Consider the following 20275-nt stretch of genomic DNA (forward strand, 5'->3'; position numbering starts at 1 on the left):
CTCAGCGCTTGCCTTTGCCCTGATGGCGAATGTTGGAGGGGCGACCGCGTTTCCCTGCTGCGTGCGGTCCTTTGAAGCCAGAGCCATTATTACGCGGTTTGTGTTCGGAACGGGTACCGCGCCGCTCGATCCCGCGCACGCCATCAGCCACTTCGACAGGTTCAAACTTCAATGCGCCTGTGAGAGGGTTGGCTTCGGCGAGGCGCAGCTTGAGGATCATGCCCATGGTGAACTGCTCGCCGGTGCTTTCACCGATCAGGCGCTGTGATTTTTCGTCGTAGCCGAAGCGTTCTGCGCCGAGCGTGGAGATGGGCACGAGCCCGTCGCCGCCCAGCCCGATGATCGTGGCGAACAGGCCGAATTTCTGGACGCCGGTGATGCGCGTATCGAATACTTCGCCGACTTTGCCCGAAAGCCAGGCGGCTACATAGCGGTCGATGGTGTCGCGCTCAGCCTCCATCGCGCGGCGTTCTGCGACGCTAAGCGCCTCGGAAATGCGGCCCAGATCGGAGCGGTCACGATCGGACAAGCCCGATGCCGCGGGCACATCGGCATCGGGGCGCGGCTGTTCGAGCTTATAGGCATCGACCAGCGCGCGGTGGACGAGTAGATCGGAATAGCGCCGGATCGGTGAGGTAAAGTGTGCATAACTGCCCAGCGCCAAGCCGAAATGCCCGGCATTGCGCGGGCCATAATAGGCCTGGGTCTGGCTGCGCAGCACGGCTTCCATCACCAGCGCCTTTTCCGTCTCGTCCGACACATCCTTAAGCATGCGGTTGAACAGCGATGGCGTGATGACCTGTCCCAAGGTCAGAGTGCGCTCGAAAGTAGCGAGGTATTCCTTGAGCGCGATCAGCTTTTCGCGGCTTGGCGGTTCGTGGATGCGGTAGACAACGGGGGCGACTTTGGCCTCAAGCGCCTTGGCCGCAGCGACGTTGGCCGCGATCATGAAGTCTTCAACCACGCGGTGCGCGTCTAGTCGTTCGCGCAAGGCGATTTCGGCGATCTTGCCTTGGGCATCGAGCACGACACGGCGTTCGGGCAGATCAAGATCGAGCGGGTCACGGTCCTTGCGGGCCTGTTCGAGCAGACGCCATGCAGCCCACAAGTTTGTCAGATGCGGGGCCGCCTCGCCCGTATCGATCCGGCGCTGGGCTTCTTCATAAGCGATAACTTCGGCGATGCGAACCAGCGCGCGGGTGAAGCGCCATTCCTTGATCCGGCCTTGCGCATCAATCACCATATGGCAGGCCATCGCCGCACGATCCGTGCCTGCTTTGAGCGAGCAGACATCGGCGCTCAACACCTCGGGCAGCATCGGCACGACTCGATCGGGGAAGTAGACCGAGTTGCCGCGCTTGCGTGCCTCACGGTCAATCTGCCCGCCGGGGCGCACGTAGAAGCTGACGTCTGCAATCGCGACGAGCGCGCGGAAACCGCCCTCACCATCGGGTTCGGCCCAGATTGCATCGTCATGGTCGCGCGCATCGCTAGGGTCGATGGCGACGATGGGCAGGTGGCGCAAATCTTCGCGGTGGTCCTCACTGAGCGGCAGACGTGCGGCGATGTTACCCTCTTCCAGCGTTTCGGCGGGGAAGATGAACGGGATGCCGTGCTTGTGAATGGCGATCAGGCTGAAGGCGCGCGGGGCCAGCGGATCGCCCAACACGGCGGTGACGCGCAGCCCTGCACGCGGTGAACGGCCCGCAGGTTCTGCGAGCACAAGTTGGCCGGCTTCGGCCCCGCCAAGGTCCGAGATCGGCACGGCGTTGCGCACGCGCTTGTCTACCGGTGCCAGCCAGCCCTTGCCCGTGCCGTCAAGCTCCACCACGCCGAGCATCTGCTCTTCATTGGTGGCCAGCTTTTTCATCGGATGGGCAAGCCAGCCTTTGCCGACTTCTTCGGTGCGCGCCAGAATGCGGTCGCCCACTTTCAGCGCGGCTTGCCGGTCGCGCGCTTTGCCACGCGGTTCGATCACGCGCAGGCGCGGTGGCGGACTGGCATCATCGGGCTGCCAACTGTCGGGGATGGCGTAAGGTTCGCCGTCTTCGATCTCCAAGACGCGCAGCACGGTGACGCGCGGAACCCCGCCCATCGCGTGGAAGGCGCTGCGATTGCCATCTATCAGGCCTTCCTCGGCCATGTCTTTGAGCAAGGCCTTGAGCGCGATCTTTTCTGCGCCCTTCAGTCCGAAAGCCTTGGATAGCTCGCGTTTGCCCGCCGGTTCATCCGACTGTGCGATGAAATCGAGCACTTGTTCGCGTGTGGGCATGCCTTGGGGAAGCTTGCGCGACGTTTTCGGCGGGAATTTGCTATTTACCATTTCCGGCATGTGGTCTCTCACATGCCGGATGGCAAGCGGTGATCAGGGCTTGGGCAAAGGCGCGAACTGTCCGCCCGGTACGGCGGATGCGACCGGGCTTTGTGCGCCACCTGTGCTGACCGCGCTGACGCCGAACAGCCAGTCATCGGCGCGAACGCCCGGTAGGGTGGTGGCAAGCGCTTCAGTTTCGGCGACTTTGGTTTCCCACATCGGGGAATCGGTGCGGCGCTGCCACACGATATAGCGAACGGCGCCCGCCACAGGCTGCCACTCAAGTTCGGTTGAGGTTTGCACCGCGCCCTTCATGGTGGGCGCTGGCGGCATCGGCGCTGCCGCCAAAGCAGCCAAGGCGCGCACGTTCAACCGCGTGACTTTGGCGAGGTAGGGGAAGTCCATCTCGTCAATCGTATCGCCGAATTTGATGCCGTTTTCGGTGCGCAAATCCTGATGCTGATGCTCGTAATCCTCGACCGCCACGCTGAAGCGGATTGCGGGAAAGCCCTTGTCCGAGAACGGCAATTGGTCCCCGCCCCGGCCCATCCGGTCTGCCCGCCAAATCTGCCGCGCGGCCAAGCCTTGGACATCGTCAGCTGCAAGGCCACCTATCCAGCGTGCGATGTTCCGCGAAGGGCTATCATTCTCACCGCCAAAGCGGCGCATCTGCGCGCGCAATTGATCGGTTGCATCGGCGCGCGGCCCTTCGGACAGGACGCGGACATGGCTATCGTCTTTATAGCCATCGGACCCGCGCGAACCACCGACGATATCGTTATTGAGCACGGCTTTGACGGTCCAGCCCTGCACTGCCGCATAATCGGCCAGCAATTTGCCCCCCATCAATCCCTGTTCCTCGCCCGACAGCGCGGCATAGACGATGGTTCCGGCATACTTGTGCTTTGACAGCATACGCGCTGCTTCCATGACCAAAGCAACGCCCGAGGCATCATCATTGGCCCCTGGTGCATCGCGGGTAGCATCGAGGATTTGGCTGACGCGGCTGTCAATATGGGCCTGAACGATCACCACTTCGTTGGGCCGTTCGGTGCCGCGCTGGATTGCCACGACATTGACGAGGCGCGTTGGCACCGGAACGCGATCACCGGTGACTATGCGTTCGGGCAAGGCAATCTCAAGGCATCCGCCACACTGCGCAGACGTTTTGCGGAATTCGGCTTCTGCCCATGTTCGCGCAGCGCCGATGCCGCGCTTGGGATCGGTTTGAGTGGACAAGGTATGCCGCGTGCCGAAGCTGACCATGCGTTCCACATCGGCGCGCAAGCGTGCTTGTGTGATTGCGTCTTCGGGTGCGGCATAGGCAGCGGTGGAGGCGAGCAGCGATATCAGATACAGGGCGTTTCTCATAGTCCAGACCTTACCCGCACACAGCCTGACGCCAAGCCCCCCCTGTCAAAAAGGGTGATATTGCAAGAAGATGTTTCGCACAGCAGGCGCAGGAGAGTTCGTTCGCGCGGAGGTGCGGAGGGAAGAGGAGCAGAAAGGAGAAATCCTTAAATGCCTGCGGCGCAGCAGCTCTACCCCCCTTCTCTCTCTATCTCTCCGCGTCTCCGCCCGGAAAATTCCTTATTCTAGCGAAGTACGCTCGACCTAATAAGACCGCGCGATCAGGATTGTTTCGACCGCGGGTTCGCCGGTGAACGGGCACAGGCCGTCGGGTTTGGGCGCACCCAGCGGGGTGTTGCGTATGGTGAGCTTGAGCGCTTTCAATTGTTCCACCACTTTATCAAGCGCTTCGCCGGTCGGTTTGGACCAGCCCATTTCGACCCAGCCCGGGAACTTCGCGCTTTCATTGAAGTAGGCGGTGAGGCCCGCAAGATCCTTCACATCGCGCACGATCTGCGCATCGCGGCGGCTGCGGGCTTCTTCATAGAGGCCGGACTGGATGGCTTCCAATTGGGCTGCCGCGCCTGCGATAAAGTCCTCTTTGGACTGGCCGACAAAGTTCGGCTTGGCATCGGCGCGCCAGAGCTGATCACGGCGCAGCGCGGAAACCTGTCCGCCTTCGGCATCGCGGCCACCAATTTCGAGGATGAGCGGAACGCCCTTCTTGACCCATGCCCAACGCTTTTGCGTGGCCTTGCCCGGGCGCTTATCAAGCAGGACGCGCACGCGTTCATCGAATACCGATTGCTTGGCCAGAGCCGTGCGGATTTCCTCGCAATAGGCGAGCAAGGCGGCGTCGCCATCGTTATCGCGCAGCATCGGCAGGATCACGATTTGCTGCGGCGCGACTTGAGGGGGCACACGCAAGCCATCGTCATCACCGTGGGTCATGATCACGCCGCCGATCAACCGCGTCGACACGCCCCAAGATGTGGTGTGTGCGAGCGCTTGCTGGCCTTCCTTGTCCTGATAGCGGATGCCAGCGGACTGCGCGAAGGTGGTACCGAGATAATGCGAAGTACCTGCTTGAAGCGCTTTGCCGTCCTGCATCATCGCTTCGATCGAGAATGTCTCAACCGCGCCGGGGAAACGCTCGTTCTCGGGCTTGGGTCCGGCGATGACCGGCATGGCCAGCGGACCTTCGGCAAAGGCGCGGTACATTTCGAGCGCCCGCAGCGTTTCGACCATAGCATCGGCTTCGTTGGCGTGGGCGGTATGGCCTTCCTGCCACAGGAATTCGCTGGTGCGCAGGAACATGCGGGTGCGCATTTCCCAGCGCACGACATTGGCCCACTGGTTGGTCAGCAGCGGCAAATCGCGCCACGATTGCACCCAGCGCGCCATGGCCGCACCGATCACCGTTTCCGATGTGGGGCGCACGACCAGCGGTTCTTCCAGCTTGGCTTCGGGATCGGGGACGAGGCCGCCCTTGCCATCGGCAATGAGGCGGTGGTGGGTGACGACCGCCATTTCCTTGGCAAAGCCATCAACATGTTCGGCTTCTTTGGCAAAGTAGGACAGCGGGATGAACAGCGGGAAGTAGCAGTTTTCAACGCCTGCTTCCTTGATCTGTGCATCCATCAGCTTCTGGATGCGCTCCCAAATGCCATAGCCCCAAGGCTTGATCACCATGCAGCCGCGCACGCCGGATTCCTCGGCGAGTTCGGCTTCGGCGATCACGGCCTGATACCATTGGGCGAAGTCTTCGGCGCGCTTGACGTTGAGCGCGTGCTTTATCGTAAGCTGGTTCATGGCATGCGCGTTAAGGCGCAAAAGCGTTTCCCGCAATGCCGGATTGGCTATTGCGGGAGCGCATTTCTACTTCACAAGCTGGTCGAGCTTTTTCTGCATTTCGGCCATTTGCGAACGCAGGGCATCAAGCTCGCCACCTTCGGCGGCGGGCTTTTCATCGTCCTTGCCGACAGCGCCGGGCACGAACGCTGCGGCGGCAGCCTTGAACATTTCCATGTTGCGCTGCGCAATCTGCGCCAAGGGATTGGTGCCGATGCTTTCTTCGATCGCTTTACGCATTTTGGCCTGATTATCGCGGAAGTGATCCATTGATGCTTCAAGATAGCCCGGCAGGAAGGCCTGCATCGAGTTCCCGTACATCGAGATCAGTTGGCGCAGAAAATTGGTCGGCAGGATCTGCTCGCCCGTGGCCTCTTCGTCCATGATGATTTGCGTCAGGATCGCGTGGGTGAGGTCAGCACCCGTTTTGGCATCCAGCACTTTGAAATCAACATTATCCTTCACCATCTGCGCGAGATGGTCGAGCGTGATATAGCTGGAGGTACTTGTATTATAGAGCCGGCGGTTGGCGTATTTTTTGATTATGACAACTTCGCCGGACTTGGATTCACTGGACATGGATTGCGACCCCAACGTGTGATCGACCCTTTTAGCATGTGCAGTATGTGCAGCGCAACAATTCTTAATAGTCTCGCTTAACAACAGGTTATCGTGAAAAGCGCTGGCCCATCAGCGTTAGCAATTCATACTGCGATAGGCCACTGGCTTTTGCCGCAGCAGGCAGATCATAGATGGCGCCCAACCAATCGCCTTCCTGACAATCAGGCACCTGGCCCAGATCAACGATGGTGAGGTCCATTGAAACACGGCCCAGAACCGGCACTTCGCGTCCTGCAAACACAAACCGCCCCTTGCCGGACCAGCACCGCAAGTAGCCATCGGCATAGCCGAGTGCCAGCACGCCGACCCGCATGGGATGGTCTGCGGTGAAGGTGGCATTGTAGCCGACCTGATCGCCTGCCTGAAGCGTGCGGATCTGGATGATGCAGGCTTCGGGGAATGCGACCTGTGCGATGGTGTTTGCAAATTCGGGCCGGGGGATGCCGCCATAAAGCGCAAGGCCGGGCCGCGTGAGATCGGCATGATAGGCGCTGCCGAGCGCGATACCGGCGCTGTTGGCCAAGCTATAGCGTTTGGCTTGGACGTTAAGGCGAACTTGCCGGAAGGCGCGCAATTGACTTTCGTTTTGCGCAACATCTTCGTCAGCGCTGGCGAGGTGGCTGAGGCACAGGTCAATATCGAGGCCATCCAGCACGCAATCGCCAAGATCGTTCAAGGATAGGCCCAAGCGGTTCATGCCAGTATCGATCATAATATGGCACAAACCACCGCCGCTGCTTTGCCACAGGCGCGCTTGGGCAAGGCTGTTCAGGACAGGGCGCGCACCTGTTGCGCGCGCATAGGCTATATCTTGCGCAGTTATCGGCCCGTGAAGCACCGCGATCTGGCTTGCAGGGACATGCGGCAGCAGATCGGCGACTTCGCGCCAGTGCGCCACGAAGAAGTTGCGGCACCCGGCCTTCGCCAGGGCTTGGGTGACCCGCCCTGCCCCGAGCCCATAAGCATTCGCCTTGACCGCAGCGCCCGCCTCGGCTGAGCCAGACATCGCCGACAGCGCCTGCCAATTGGCGACAAGCGCGCGGGCATCCATCGCCAGGCGTAGCGCTGAAGGTGGCGGCGCGATGGTATCAGTCATCCTGAAAATCGGTGGGCAAACCGGGTTTCAACCCCCATACCGCCACAAGCAGTCCGACCAACACGATGACCCAAGTATACCATAGGCCCGCATAAGGATCGCCGGTACGCGCCACGATGTAGCTGGAAATCAGCGGCAGAAAACCGCCGAAATAGCCGGTTCCGATGTGATAGGGGATCGACATTGAACTGTAGCGGATGCGCGGCGGAAACATTTCCGAGAGGATCGCCGCCGTTGGCCCGTAAGTAGCGCCAGACAACGCCATCAGCCCGAGCAATGCGGCGATAACCGCAATGGTCCTGCCCAAGGAAGGCTTTACTTTGGCAAAATCATAGCCGTGTTTCGCCAATTCGGTTTGCAAAGCCTCGCTGCGCGCTGCGGATTTGCGATCCCAAGGAAACACCGACAGATCGACCGCCGATCCGCCCACCGTCATGGCGAACACGGATGCTTCGCGCACGCTGTAGGTAACACCCGATGCGGCCAGATCACCAAGCAGCTTTCCGCAATTGCTATCCTGTTCCGAAGCAAATGGGCTGTAATGGCAATCAGCACCGCTGACGACGACAGGGTTGCGTGCAGCATTTGCCGCAAGTTCGGGGTTGGCGGCGGCCCCAAGCAGCCAGAATGTCGGGAACAAAAGCAACAGCGTTGCAATATAGCCGAACACCATCGGCTTTTTGCGACCGATCCGGTCTGATAGCGCGCCAAACAGAATATAAAACGCCATGCCGATGCCCGCACCAAGCCCGACTACGATTTCGGCGTAAGTATCATCGAGATGCATGGCCGATTTGAGGAAGCCGAGGCCAGTGAACATCGCGGTGTACCAGATTACGGTGATGCCCGCGGAAATCCCGAACAGCGCCACGAAAATGCGCTTCTTGTTGCCGGGATAAGTGAAGCTTTCGACGAAAGGATTGCCGGCCAGTTCGCCTTGTTCCTTCATCGTCTGGAACACCGGGCTTTCCGATAGCTTCAGCCGCATCCACAGCGACACCGCCAGCAACGCAATGCTGAGCAGGAAGGGCACGCGCCAGCCCCATGCCAGCCAGAACTCCTGCGTCATCAACGCCTTGCTGGAAAGCACCACGATCAGGCTGAGCACGAAACCACCCACGACACTGGCCTGAATGAAGCTGGTGTAATAGCCGCGCCGTCCGCCCGGGGCATGTTCGGCTACATAGATGGCCGCGCCGCCATATTCGCCACCAAGCGCAAGCCCTTGCAAAACACGCAGGAAGATCACGATGGCAGGGGCAAACAGGCCGATGGAAGCTGCCGAAGGGATCATGCCGACCCCGGCTGTGGCCACGCCCATCAGCGTGACCGTGACGAGGAAAGTATATTTGCGGCCTAGCTTGTCGCCCAGATAGCCGAACAGGATTGCGCCAAGCGGCCTGAAGCCGAACCCGACGGCAAAGCCCGCCCATACGAGGAGAACTTGCAGGGTGGCATTATCAGACGGGAAAAAGGTCTTGCCGATGATCGAGGCGAGCGTGCCGTAAATGAAAAAATCGTACCATTCGAACACGGTGCCAGCCGAACTTGCTGCGATCACCAACCGGATGTCCGAGGCGCTCGGCTCGCCTGCGAGATCCTTAACGTCTGTAGCGCTCACACCAGATTCCCCCGAAGACCTATCTCTTGTTGCGATTGCTCTAGCGAAGTGGGCTGCCCCATGAAAGCCCTACAGATAGACAGTTTGCATACGACGTTATTGGCCCAGCGCACTGAGTGCCGCATCCCATGCGAGCAGAATGGCCGGGTGACGGGCCGGAAAACTACGCGCAGGTTCGAGCAGTGAGATGCCGGGCCAAGCAGGTTGTGCCCCGCCCTCTTGCAACCAGCGCGCAAGACTTTGCCGGGCTTCCCGCAAGGCGGCAGGGCTTTGCCCGACCGCGCTTTTCGCAAACAGCGCTGCGGCGGCTTGTCCGATCGCGCAAGCGTGCGATTTTATACCGATGGCTGACACGTTGCCAGCAGTATCGATCGCGAGGCCTATTTCGATAGCACTGCCGCAACTGCGCGAGCGTGCTGTTGCCTGCAAGCGCAGCCCTTCGTCCCACGGGTAAGCCGTCAACTCCATCGCGGCGCTAAGAATTTCGGGGGTGTAAAGCCTGGCAGCGCCGTTCATGCTAATCCGTTGCGCCGGGGCGGTGCACCCTGACCTGACTGGCTTGAGAGGCCTGACTGGTCGCTTCTTTGCGGCGATCACCGATCATGGTCATCAGTTCTTCGCTGGCGGCGTTAAGGAAGGGATAGCTGCGCGACGCGGTCATCCATTCGGGTCTGCCATCTGCGCCTTTGATAATGTCATAACCAAAGACGACCACGGAATAACCCAGCACGATGATGATGAAGCCTTTGATCGCGCCGAAGCCGAAGCCCAGCAGCCGGTCAATCGGCCCCACCGCCGAACTGCGACTTGCCCGCCCCATCCGCCGCGCCACAAACCGCCCGGCAAACAACGGGAGGAACGACAGCAAAAAGAACGCCAGAATGCCTGCGCCGGTTTCATATGGGAGATAGGCCGACAGATAATACGTGGCCGTTTCATGGAAATAGTGGACGGCGAGCAGCGAAAGACACCACGCAGCCAGCGCCATCACTTCCTGAACGAAGCCTCGCAAGAACCCGCCAACGGCGCAAACGCCCACGAGAAACAGGACGGAATAATCAAAACCAGTCATAGCGCTTTAGCCTATGTCCCGCCCATGACCCGGTCAATCAGATTTGGCAGCAACCGTAGCGGAGAATACTTCAGGCCCGCAACTTTCTCTGCACCTGCCTCTGGTCCGCAGCCACGCGTAAAGCCAAGCTTTGCCGCTTCACGCATGCGCACAGGGGTATGTGCGACGGGGCGTACTTCGCCCGAAAGCGAAATCTCGCCAAACCAGATAGAATCGGCAGGCAGCGGCTTATCGGACAAGGCCGAAACCAACGCGGCGGCCACGGCAAGATCGGCTGCGGGATCGGTCAACCGATAGCCGCCTGCCACGTTGAGATAGACTTCTGCGGTTGAGAAATTGAGCCCGCAGCGCGCTTCGAGCACGGCCAGCAGCATGGCAAGACGCCCGCTATCCCATCCTACCACCGCCCTTCGCGGCGTGGCACCACTGGCAAGCCGGACAGTGAGCGCCTGAATTTCAACCAATACCGGGCGCGTTCCTTCGAGCGCGGGGAACACCGCGCTGCCGGGAACTTCCTGTTCTCGTCCGGATAGAAACAGCAACGAGGGATTGCCGACTTCTTCGAGGCCCGATCCCGCCATGGCGAAAACGCCGATTTCATCCACCGCGCCAAAGCGGTTCTTGATCGCGCGCAGGATGCGGTACTGGTGGCTGCGTTCACCCTCAAAGCTCATCACAACATCGACCATGTGTTCGAGCACACGCGGTCCGGCGATGGAGCCATCTTTGGTGACGTGGCCAACCAGCACCAATGCCGTGCCGGTTTCCTTGGCATAGCGGATCAGTTCAAAGGCACAGCCGCGCACCTGGCTTACGGTTCCGGGAGCGCCTTCGATCTGATCGGAGTGCATCGTCTGGATCGAATCGATCACCAGCAAGGCTGGCGGTTCCATCGTGCCCAGCGTGGTTAAAATGTCGCGCACCGAGGTGGCGGCGGCAAGCCGGATAGGCGCTTTGCCAAGGCCCAGACGATCGGCGCGCAATCGCACCTGATCCGAGGCTTCTTCCCCGCTGATATAGACCGCAGTCCCGCCTTCCATCGCCACCTTTGCCGAAGCCTGGAGTAGGAGCGTAGATTTGCCGATACCCGGATCACCGCCCATAAGGATTGCGCTGCCCGGAACCAACCCACCGCCCAAGGCACGGTCAAATTCGGCAATCCCGGTTTTGCGGCGTTGCGGCAGCGCGATGGGCGCATCAAGCGAGACGAAAGCGACGCGGCGGCCCCCGCTGGATAGATCATGCTTGGCAGAAAATACCGTTTCCGGCGCTTCTTCGGCCAGCGTGTTCCATTCGCTGCAATCCGCGCACTGACCCTGCCAGCGGTGCGTAACACTGCCACAAGCCTGGCAGACATAGCGGCGTTTCGGTTTTGCCATGACTAATGCATATTCAGAACATACAAGGAACGCAAGGCCACGCCGATGCAATTTGATGCCAAAATCGCAAGGATTTTGTAACCATGCCAATTGGGATCATCGTTAACGCTGGCGTGGTATCTCCTGCCACATGGCTACAACATCACCGCACATGCTGGGCATTGATCCCAAGCTTTATCGCCATTTCGCGATTGGCACGATTGCCATCGCAATCATCGTGGCGGTCTTTTCGAGCGGCGGCGCGCAAGAATCAATGGCTTCCAACGAGAAACACGCCGAACTCAAAAAGGCCGAGGAAGCAAAGTTCGGCAAAACCAAGTTGGTCGACAATCGAAACGACAGTTCAAAGCAGCGCTCTGCTAACGCTGCTTTTGCTGCTGATGCGGGGCCACCTGCGAATTTTGGTGGTAATAGTGCCGGCGGTGGTGAAGCTCCGCCGACCCCGCCGCCCCCTGCGAAAATGGAGGTCATCATCGAGCACAGCCAAGCTTTGCTTGCCAAACTGAGCCCCGAAAGCCGCGCGGCTGCTATTAAAAAGCTTAAAGAAAGTGCTGCCAAGCAAGCCGCGAAAGGAAATGTAATCCCTTCGCCGGAACAGATTGAAGCCCTCGCTGCGGCATCAGCGGCACGCTCGGGACCGCCAACTACCGAGTAATGCGACTGTTACTTCTTCTGCATCAAATCCAACGCTGAAACAACAAGCGCCTCCGCGCCTGCTGCGATGACCTTATCGGCTTCGGGGGCGAAAAACGGGCTGTGCAAAGACGGTAAGGCGGTGCCTTCTTTACGGGCTTTTTCAAGCTCTTCGGCGCGTCTTGCACCAACCCACAGGATCGTGGTTTGAATATTCGCGCTATCGGCCAAGCCGAACTCGCCAAAGTCTTCGCCGGCCATGGTGGGTGTGGTTTCAACGACCCGGCCAGTACCCAGCTTTTGCGCAAGCAATGCGTGGATTCTCCGCGTGAAGTCAGGCGTGTTCCACGTTGCACGGGTGTGGGGTTCACGCACCAGCATGGTCGGCATACGCTCTTCGGGTAAACCGGCTGCGATGCCCTCTCCTTTGGCAATGCGGGCGATACCATCGAGCAGGCGCTGGCGATGAGCATCGCCATAACTGCGCACGGTCAATTGCAACTGCGCCTCATCGGGAATGATGTTGTGTTTGGCGCCTGCGTGAAAGCTACCCACGGTGACGACCGATGGTTCGAACGGGCTCATCTCGCGGCTGACCAGTGTTTGCAACCGGGTGACGATGGCGCTGGCAAGAACGATGGGGTCCTTGGTGGTTTGCGGGTAGGCACCGTGCCCGCCAAGGCCGCGAACGGTGAGATCGACGCTATCGACATTGGCAAAGGAATAACCCGGAAGGGTGCCGATCACGCCGCCCGCCAGATCACCGCTATCGTGAAAGGCGATGGCATAATCGGGTTTGGGGAAGCGGGTGTAGAGCCCGTCTGCCAGCATAGCCCGCGCGCCCAGCCCCACTTCTTCGGCAGGCTGCCCGACCATGACCAGTGTGCCCGACCACATCTTGCGGTTTGTGGCCATAAGCCGCGCGACCTCGATCCACGCGGTCATATGGGTATCGTGGCCGCAGGCGTGCACGATGCCGCTTTCGACGCCCGCCGTGGACGTGCCGCGTGCTTTGGAAGCATAAGCAAGGCCGGTCTGTTCGATCACCGGCAAGCCGTCCATATCAGCGCGAATCAGGACAACCGGCCCTGCCCCGTTGCGCATGACCGCAACGACGCCGGTCTTGCCGACTTTTTCGGTAACCTCGAAGCCGACCTTGCGCGCTTCAGCCGCAAGGCGCGCGGCTGAGCGGACTTCCTGAAAGCTAAGTTCGGGGTTGGCGTGAAAATCACGGTAGATCTCCATCAACCCGGGCAGATCGCGGGTGATGGTATCGCTGATGGCGTCAGCCTGTGCGGGTGATGCGGTAAGTGCGAGAGCCGACACGGCGGCGAGCAAGGATTTCATGGCGCGCAAGCTAACCGCTTCGGCGCGACAGACAATCAATTTATGCGGATGGTGCCCCTGGCCCGACTCGAACGGGCACGTCTCTCAACAAACGATTTTGAGTCGTTCGCGTCTACCATTCCGCCACAGGGGCACGGGTACTTCTGGGGACGGGCCTTAGCCACGCCCCCAGCGTTACGTCAAGTGTTGCGAAGCGCTTCTGCCAAAAGCTTGTGCAACTTTGAGTGGAGAGCATCATTTCCGGCAAGGATCGTTTCATCGCAGATGGGCTGCGAACGGCCCCTATAATCGGAAACAAAGCCGCCTGCCTCACGCACGAGCAAGCATCCTGCCGCCGTGTCCCAAGGCTGAAGGCTGCTTTCCCAGTAGCCGTCATAACGGCCAGCGGCGACCCATGCGAGATCGAGCGACGCAGCACCATTGCGGCGGATACCGGCGATGCGCGGGCCAAGTTCGGCGTAAATCCGCGCCCATTCGTTGATGTCGCCATGCCCGGCAAAAGGAATGCCCGTGGCGATCAACGCTTCGTCCATATAGCGCCGCGCCGAAACGCGCAGGCGGCGGTCCTGCAACCACGCGCCACGGCTCTTTTCAGCCCAGAAGCTTTCGTCTGTGATCGGCTGATAGACGATCCCGGCGGTGACTTCGCCCCAATCTCTGCCATCCAGCGTGCGTTCCTGCACGGCAATCGAGATAGCGAAGTGCGGGATGCCATGGAGGAAATTGGTGGTGCCATCCAAGGGGTCGATGATGAAGCGCGGCTTGCCGTCTTCACCGGGGATTTCACCGCCCTCTTCCATCAGGAAGCCCCAGTCGGGGCGCGCTGCACGCAATTCGTCCCATAGGGTACGCTCAGCCGTCTGATCGGCCTTGGACACGAAATCCGCAGGCCCCTTTTTGCTGACCTGCAGATGTTCGACTTCGCCGAAATCCCGGCGCAGGCGCTGTCCGGCCTTGCGGGCCGCACGCTCCATCACCCGGATTATGCCGGAAATAGCTGCCATCTAATCAGCCCACCTTGCCGACGTACGAACGCTCGTAAACGTCGACGATGATGCGGGTGCCGCTGCCGATGTGCGGCGGAACCATCACGCGCACGCCATTATCGAGAATGGCAGGCTTGTAGGATGACGAGGCGGTTTGGCCTTTTACGACAGCGTCAGCCTCGACGATGGTGGCTTCAACTTGATCGGGCAACTGCACCGAGATCGGGCGTTCGTCATACATTTCGAGAAGGACGGTCATGCCGTCTTGCAGGAAGGCGGCGGCATCGCCCAGAAGATCGGAAGGCAGCGTGATCTGGTCGTAGGTTTCGACGTCCATGAACACCAGATCCTCGCCCTCGGCATAGAGGAACTGAAAGTCCTTGGTATCAAGACGCACGCGTTCGATCGTGTCCTGGCTGCGGAAGCGGACGTTGGTTTTGCGGCCGTCGATGAGGTTCTTCATCTCGACCTGCATGAACGCGCCACCCTTGCCGGGTTGGGTGTGCTGGGTCTTGGCAACTTTCCAGATGCCCTTTTCGTATTCCAGGATATTGCCCGGACGGATGTCCACGCCGCTGATCTTCATGATGGAAAGAGCCTTGCAAGAGAAACGGGTTGTAATAATCTGAAGCGCGGCCCTTAGCCGTTCGTGGCGGTTGCTTCAAGCAGGCGTCGCATGCTAGCGCAAATTGAATGAAACGCATCATGCTTCTCGCCCTTGGGCTGATCAGCCTTGCCTCTACGGCCAACGCAGTGCCGGGCGGCAAGCTGAAGACGCTGCAATTGGGCAATTGGTCTTGCGAAGTGCCCGGCGATGCGACGGTCATGCCAGTTGCCAAGCCAGAACTCAGCTTCACCACAATCGCTGATTCGAGCTATATTGCACCTGATGGCGTGCGCGGTTCGTATCTGCGGCTTGCGGGCGATGTGACGCTGACCAGCGGCACATTTGCCGGTCGGCGCTTCACTTTGGATGGTGAAGAGATCATGCGCGAAACGGGTGATGGCGACAGGCAAACAGGTTTGCGCTGCGTCCACGCCAGCCCGGTCAACATCGCGACCCCGGGTTAAGCCGACTTTCCATCTCGCCGCATGCGCCAATAGGCATAGGCCAGAATAGCGGCAAACAAGGCGAGCCCGAACGGAAGGCTCGTGGGGAACCCTTCCGCCAAAGCCAATGCATCAGGGTTGTCCGTCGCCGCAACGATGGCAGCATAGGCGATGTTGAACAGGCTATCGCCCACGATCAGGCCGGTAGCCGTCAGAACACCCATGCGCTCTGCAAGGTCCGGCGCGGTTTGGCGGGCGGCCCAGCGGTTATAGAGATGGCCCAGCACGGCACCCACGATCACCAGCATGGTGACCTGCGTTGGCAGATACATCCCCATCCCCACGGCAAGCGGTGGCAGGCTTTTGCCTGAGCGCTTGAGCAGTTCATCCACCGCGATCACGCCTGCGCCGATGGCCGCGCCTAGCCCGACGAGGTTCCAATCGAGGCTGCCGCCCAGCACACCTTGGGCAATGGCGGAGATCAGTGCGGCTTGAGGCGCGGATAGTGCGTTTTCGCCCGCGCCGGGAGCGCCTTGAAATCCGAAGGTTGAATTGAGCAGATCGAGGATCGGCGGGATCACCAGCGCACCAAACAGCACGCCAAGCACGAGCGCCACTTGCTGACGCCAAGGTGTTGCGCCGACAAGCTGGCCGGTTTTAAGGTCTTGGAGATTGTCGTTCGAGATCGTCGCCACCCCAAACACGATGGCGGTGACGAACAGCGCGAAGGCGACGAGAGCCTTGGTATCGGCCTCGCTGCCGCCCTGCCCGAACAGGCCGAGCAGCAGCAGCGAAATGCCGAGCGCGGCTAGAATGCCAACGCCCGAGATCGGGCTGTTCGATGCGCCGATAAGTCCCGCCATATAGCCGCAGACCGAGGCGATGATGACGCCTGCGACCAGCACATAGACCACCGAGGCGATCAGCGTGAGGCCGAGCGCGCCTGCAACCGGGCCGCCGACCGCAAAATCGGCCAGCAACAGCGCAATCGGGATCATCGAAAGCAGGATCGTGGCCCCGACGATGCCGATGGGAATATCGCGCTCGGTCAAGGCGAGGCTTTCATAGCCCGCGCCTTTGCGTGCCTTGTTGGCGGCAAGCGCGCCGGTGATGCCGCGGATGATCGGGCCGATCACGCGCAGCAGCGTCCAGATAGCGGCAACGCCAATCGTGCCCGCACCAATGAAGCGGATTTTCTGGCGGAACACGGTGCCGACAAAGTCTGCCAGCTCTGTTCCCGCAGGTGCGCCACCGGCGGTAAACTGCGGCAGTAGCACGCCGAAGCTGATGACGATGCCGGTGAGCATGGCGATGCCCACCGCGATGCCGACAAGATGGCCGACGCCCACAAGGGCGAGCGACAGGCCGCCGAACAGCATCGAACCGCCTGTGCCCACTTTGAACACGCCACCCACTTCCTCAACCGCGAATTTCATCTTGGCGAGCAAGGGGTAGAGCGCGGCGAGCAAGCCACCAGTGGTGACGGCAGCAAGGCCCTTGCGGTTTTCGTCTTCCCCGCCAACGCCCGCGCCTACTTTCAGCACTTCGGCAGCGGCAACGCCTTCAGGATAGGGCAGATCGGAACCGGTGACGAGTGCGCGGCGCAGCGGCACCGAATACATAACGCCCAGAATGCCGCCCACCGCGATCACGGCGACCGATTCCCAATAGGGGAAATCTGCCCACCAACCGACCATGACCAGACCCGGCAGCACAAACACAATCGCCGACAGCGTGCCCGCCGAGCTGGCGATGGTCTGGACGATATTGTTTTCCTGAATGGTTGCGCCGGAGAAGGCGCGCAGCACCGCCATCGAGATAACCGCAGCCGGAATCGAGGTGGCAAAGGTCAAGCCGATCCGCAGCCCGAGGTAGACGTTGGCCGCGGTGAACACGACCGTCAGCAACGCGCCGAGGATAACGCCCCGGATGGTCAGTTCCCTTGGGGTCGTAGTCCCGATCATGCGCTACTCCGCTCAGCGAGGTTTAAGGCGCTTGTCTGGCACGCCAAACGCGCTGGGGGAAGCGGGATCAACTGGTAAACGTAACCTTGGTTGATCCGCTGACCATTTGCGCGAGCCGCGCTGCGTCCCAATTCGTCAGGCGCACGCAGCCATGACTTTGCGCACGACCGATTGTCTGCGGCTCTGGCGTGCCGTGGATGCCGTAATGCTCTTTGGACAAGTCTATCCACACCACGCCCACCGGCCCGTTTGGCCCCGGTGGCAGCAGATGTTCGCCCTTGCTATCGGGCACATCCCAAAACAGGCCGGCGTCATAGCTGAATTCCGGATTGTACGATTTGCCGTCGATGGACCAATCGCCGAGGGGCAGCGGGTCCTTGGCGGAACCGGTGGTGACGGTGAAGACCGCAACAAGCTTGTCGGACCTGTCGAACACCTTGAGCGAGCCTGCGGCTTTGCTCACGACGATCCGCGCGGCATCGGGCTGTGATGTTCCCACGCCGAGGCTGGCTAGCGTTGCTGCCCATTCCTTGTTTTCGACCGTCGCGCCATCAAAAGCATCGGCTCCGACATTGGGAACGCGCAATTGCTGCCCGGCGCGATAGACCGCCGGTTCTGGCGCGGCTGCTTGTGAAGCGACTTCATGGCGTGTGGCTGCGGGATTGAGCATGCGCAGAACTTCGGGGGTGGTGTGGAACCGCTCTGCCAGCTTTTCTTCCAGAGAAACATATCCCATCGCCGGAAGCTTTGCCTGTTCGGCAGGTGCTTTGGGGAGCGGCGCGAACGGCCCGCGCGCGAATGCTTCGGGGATTGTCACCGCGCGCGTTGCCGCGATGTTCGACCACGGAGCAAGCGCTTTGATCGTGTCAGGATCAAACGTTCCGGTCACGGGCAGATTGCTCGCCGATTGATAGGCCTCCAGCGCATTGCGCGTGGACAGGCCCAATTTGCCATCGATGACACCCGGCGCAAAGCCGAAGCGCTCAAGCACGACTTGCGCCTGCATGATCGGCAATGGGGTATCCTCACGCTCGCCCGGTTGGCCGGAAGCGGGATCGCGCGACATCATGGGATCAGGCGCCAGAGCCGCCGTCGTCTCCCCGGCCGTTTGTGGCTGCCCAGGATCCGAATTGCATGCTGAGAGTGAAACCAGAACGAGTGCGGCGGCAGTGGCGTGGCGAAGCATCTGAATTCCCGGACAGTTATCCGGTCAGAACGTTCGGGAAGGTGCTGGAGTTCCCCCCTGCCCGCTTATTGATCGGTGCTGCGGGGATTGGCGCGGATGGCTTCGTGGAAGGCTACTATGGCGGCGGCTTCGTCGCCGCCCCAGACGGCGTTGGAGACGGCAATGAAATCTGCGCCTGATTGCACAATCGTGCCGCAGTTTTCAGGCGTAATGCCGCCGATGGCAACGCAGGGGAGTTCGAAAATGCCCTGCCACCATTCCAGCAGATCGAGGCCAGCTGCGAATTCTGTTTCCTTGGTGGCTGAGGGGAAGAATGCGCCGAACGCGACGTAATCAGCCCCTGCCTCGCCCGCTGCCATCGCAAGGTGGCGGCTGTCGTGGCAGGTCACGCCGATCTGCGCATCGCGGCCAAGCCGTTCGCGCGCCTCACGCACATCGCCGTCCTTCTGACCGAGGTGCACGCCATCGGCATCGAGCCGTTTGGCAAGGCTGACCGAGTCATTGATGATGAACGCTACTTCGCGGTCAGCACAAATGCGCTGGAGGGGTTCGGCAAGTTTGGCCGCAGCGTGATCATCCAACCCTTTAACGCGAAACTGGAATGCCGCGACCGGCCCTGCATCAAGCGCGCGGGCGAGCCGATCAGGGAACTGGCCCGTCACATCGAGGGGGGAGATCAGGTAAAGTTCGCTGGCAAGTTCAGTCATGGCTGTGGCCCATATCCCTGCACTGCCGTTACCGCAAGAAAAACGCCCCGCCCCGGCTTTTGCCGGGTGCGAGGCGTGCCTTTCCGTCCTCTCAAACAGGAATTAGGCTGGTACTGCGATCTTGTTGGTTGATCCAGCGTAGATATCGTCAATCGCGGCGCCAAGCGCTGCATCGAATTCCGCGTCGGTCATCTGGTGGCGCAGGTCTTCCAGAAGGGCGCGGCTGAAGCTGGCGATGATGCCGGTGTTTTTGGCCAGTTCCACGCAAGCTTCGGGGCGCTTGTAGCCACCCGAGAGAGCAACAACGCGCAGCACCTTGGGATGCGACACCAGCGGATCGAAGGTGCAAGGCGCAACGGGCAGCGAAAGCTTGAGCATGACCTGCACGCCTTCGGGCAGCGCGTCCAATGCCTTGAGGATTTCGTCGAGCAGGATCGTGTCACATTCGGCGCGGGTGGCGCTCTTGATGTTCACTTCAGGTTCGATGATTGGCATCATGCCGTGGCCAAGCACCTGCATGCCGACTTCGAACTGCTGCTTTACTACAGCGGCGATGCCTTCGCGGTTGGCCGAATTGATGACCGAGCGTTCCTTGGTGCCGAATACGCCGAGCGCCTTTGACCGGGTGAGAAGTTCGTCAAGCGTTGGCATCGGCTTCATCAGTTGGACGCCGTTTGCTTCGTCCTCAAGACCTTTGTCGATCTTGATGAAAGGAACCACGCCCTTTTCGATCAGCGCCTGTGGTACAGACTTGCCATCCACCATGCCGTCCATCGTGCGTTCGAACAGGATCGCGCCGATCACCTTTTCGCCGTGGAACACATCGGAGCTGATGATGCGGGCGCGCATACCGTGAATCAGACCGAACATTTCTTCTTCGGTGGTCCAGGCATCTTCGGTGACGCCGTACCCTGCCAGTGCCTTGGGGGTGGAGCCGCCCGACTGGTCAAGAGCGGCGATGAAGCCGTTACCGGAGGCCATCTTTGCGGTCATTTCGGTCGTGTTCATGAGCCCATCCTGTGTTCATTGAAGCCCGGAATACAGGCTCCGCATACCTATGCGCCAGTGCGCCAAAATAATGCGCCAATAATTGGCGCA

General features: G+C 60.5%; 18 protein-coding genes and 1 tRNA gene. 2 read left to right on the forward strand and 17 right to left on the reverse strand.

The annotated features are described in order from the left end of the window. Position 1: 1 nt before the first annotated feature. The 9 genes from IP81_RS12765 to radA form a co-directional block, all read right to left on the reverse strand. The gene (locus IP81_RS12765) at positions 2–2272 is read right to left on the reverse strand and encodes a ribonuclease R family protein (RefSeq protein WP_197274618.1); all 2271 of its coding nucleotides are present in this window, start codon (positions 2270–2272) and stop codon (positions 2–4) included. Between the two features lie 93 nt (positions 2273–2365). Next, positions 2366–3685, reverse strand: a complete 1320-nt coding sequence (locus tag IP81_RS12770) for a M20/M25/M40 family metallo-hydrolase (RefSeq protein ID WP_054108361.1) — start codon at positions 3683–3685, stop codon at positions 2366–2368. 243 nt (positions 3686–3928) lie between these two features. Beyond that, on the reverse strand, positions 3929–5476 hold the full coding sequence (locus IP81_RS12775; RefSeq protein ID WP_054108362.1) for an aminoacyl--tRNA ligase-related protein: 1548 nt from the start codon (positions 5474–5476) through the stop codon (positions 3929–3931). A 66-nt stretch (positions 5477–5542) separates the two neighbouring features. Beyond that, a complete protein-coding gene (gene phaR / locus IP81_RS12780) occupies positions 5543–6094 on the reverse strand; it encodes a polyhydroxyalkanoate synthesis repressor PhaR (protein ID WP_054108363.1) in 552 nt (183 codons plus the stop codon). Positions 6095–6182: 88 nt separating this feature from the next. Continuing rightward, complete coding sequence (alr, locus tag IP81_RS12785; RefSeq protein ID WP_054108364.1) at positions 6183–7232, reverse strand: alanine racemase; 1050 nt, start codon at positions 7230–7232, stop codon at positions 6183–6185. Further along, the gene (locus IP81_RS12790) at positions 7225–8853 is read right to left on the reverse strand and encodes an MFS transporter (RefSeq protein WP_054108365.1); all 1629 of its coding nucleotides are present in this window, start codon (positions 8851–8853) and stop codon (positions 7225–7227) included. The genes alr and IP81_RS12790 overlap by 8 nt, the downstream gene beginning before the upstream one ends. 96 nt (positions 8854–8949) lie before the next feature. Then, entirely contained in the window at positions 8950–9369 is a 420-nt protein-coding gene (locus IP81_RS12795; RefSeq protein WP_197274619.1) for an iron-sulfur cluster assembly scaffold protein, read from the reverse strand. Between the two features lies 1 nt (position 9370). Then, entirely contained in the window at positions 9371–9925 is a 555-nt protein-coding gene (locus IP81_RS12800) for a CvpA family protein (RefSeq protein WP_054108366.1), read from the reverse strand. Between the two features lie 11 nt (positions 9926–9936). Continuing rightward, positions 9937–11304, reverse strand: a complete 1368-nt coding sequence (gene radA, locus IP81_RS12805; RefSeq protein WP_054108367.1) for a DNA repair protein RadA — start codon at positions 11302–11304, stop codon at positions 9937–9939. A 151-nt stretch (positions 11305–11455) separates the two neighbouring features. Between radA and IP81_RS12810 the strand changes: the two genes are divergently transcribed. Next, positions 11456–11959 (forward strand): hypothetical protein, encoded by a 504-nt coding sequence (locus IP81_RS12810; RefSeq protein WP_054108368.1) that lies wholly within the window; start codon positions 11456–11458, stop codon positions 11957–11959. 8 nt (positions 11960–11967) lie between these two features. Here IP81_RS12810 and IP81_RS12815 read toward each other — a convergent pair whose 3' ends face one another. The 4 genes from IP81_RS12815 to efp all read right to left on the reverse strand — a co-directional run bounded on the left by IP81_RS12815 (position 11968) and on the right by efp (position 14856). Further along, positions 11968–13284 carry an amidohydrolase gene (locus IP81_RS12815; RefSeq protein ID WP_054108369.1) on the reverse strand — a complete coding sequence of 439 codons (1317 nt, stop codon included), beginning with the start codon at positions 13282–13284 and terminating at the stop codon, positions 11968–11970. Between the two features lie 49 nt (positions 13285–13333). Then, a tRNA-Leu gene (locus tag IP81_RS12820) sits at positions 13334–13417 on the reverse strand. A gap of 46 nt (positions 13418–13463) precedes the next feature. Continuing rightward, a complete protein-coding gene (locus tag IP81_RS12825; RefSeq protein ID WP_054108370.1) occupies positions 13464–14288 on the reverse strand; it encodes an inositol monophosphatase family protein in 825 nt (274 codons plus the stop codon). A 4-nt stretch (positions 14289–14292) separates the two neighbouring features. After that, positions 14293–14856, reverse strand: a complete 564-nt coding sequence (gene efp / locus IP81_RS12830) for an elongation factor P (protein WP_054108371.1) — start codon at positions 14854–14856, stop codon at positions 14293–14295. A 119-nt stretch (positions 14857–14975) separates the two neighbouring features. On the opposite strand from efp, the gene IP81_RS12835 reads away from it, so the two are divergent. Continuing rightward, on the forward strand, positions 14976–15341 hold the full coding sequence (locus IP81_RS12835; protein WP_197274620.1) for a hypothetical protein: 366 nt from the start codon (positions 14976–14978) through the stop codon (positions 15339–15341). Here the strand turns inward: IP81_RS12835 and IP81_RS12840 are convergent. The 4 genes from IP81_RS12840 to IP81_RS12855 all read right to left on the reverse strand — a co-directional run bounded on the left by IP81_RS12840 (position 15338) and on the right by IP81_RS12855 (position 20185). Then, complete coding sequence (locus tag IP81_RS12840) at positions 15338–17284, reverse strand: OPT family oligopeptide transporter (RefSeq protein ID WP_054108373.1); 1947 nt, start codon at positions 17282–17284, stop codon at positions 15338–15340. The two genes, IP81_RS12835 and IP81_RS12840, sit on opposite strands and share 4 nt — an antisense overlap. A gap of 67 nt (positions 17285–17351) precedes the next feature. Then, positions 17352–18470 carry a L,D-transpeptidase gene (locus IP81_RS12845; RefSeq protein ID WP_054108374.1) on the reverse strand — a complete coding sequence of 373 codons (1119 nt, stop codon included), beginning with the start codon at positions 18468–18470 and terminating at the stop codon, positions 17352–17354. A gap of 65 nt (positions 18471–18535) precedes the next feature. Further along, positions 18536–19177: a thiamine phosphate synthase gene (gene thiE / locus IP81_RS12850; protein WP_054108375.1), complete on the reverse strand. Its 642-nt coding sequence runs from the start codon at positions 19175–19177 to the stop codon at positions 18536–18538. Between the two features lie 102 nt (positions 19178–19279). Further along, positions 19280–20185: a fructose bisphosphate aldolase gene (locus IP81_RS12855; RefSeq protein WP_054108376.1), complete on the reverse strand. Its 906-nt coding sequence runs from the start codon at positions 20183–20185 to the stop codon at positions 19280–19282. Between the last annotated feature and the right edge of the window lie 90 nt (positions 20186–20275).

Source organism: Novosphingobium sp. AAP83, from assembly GCF_001295795.1.
In the GTDB taxonomy this organism is placed as follows: Bacteria; Pseudomonadota; Alphaproteobacteria; order Sphingomonadales; family Sphingomonadaceae; genus Novosphingobium.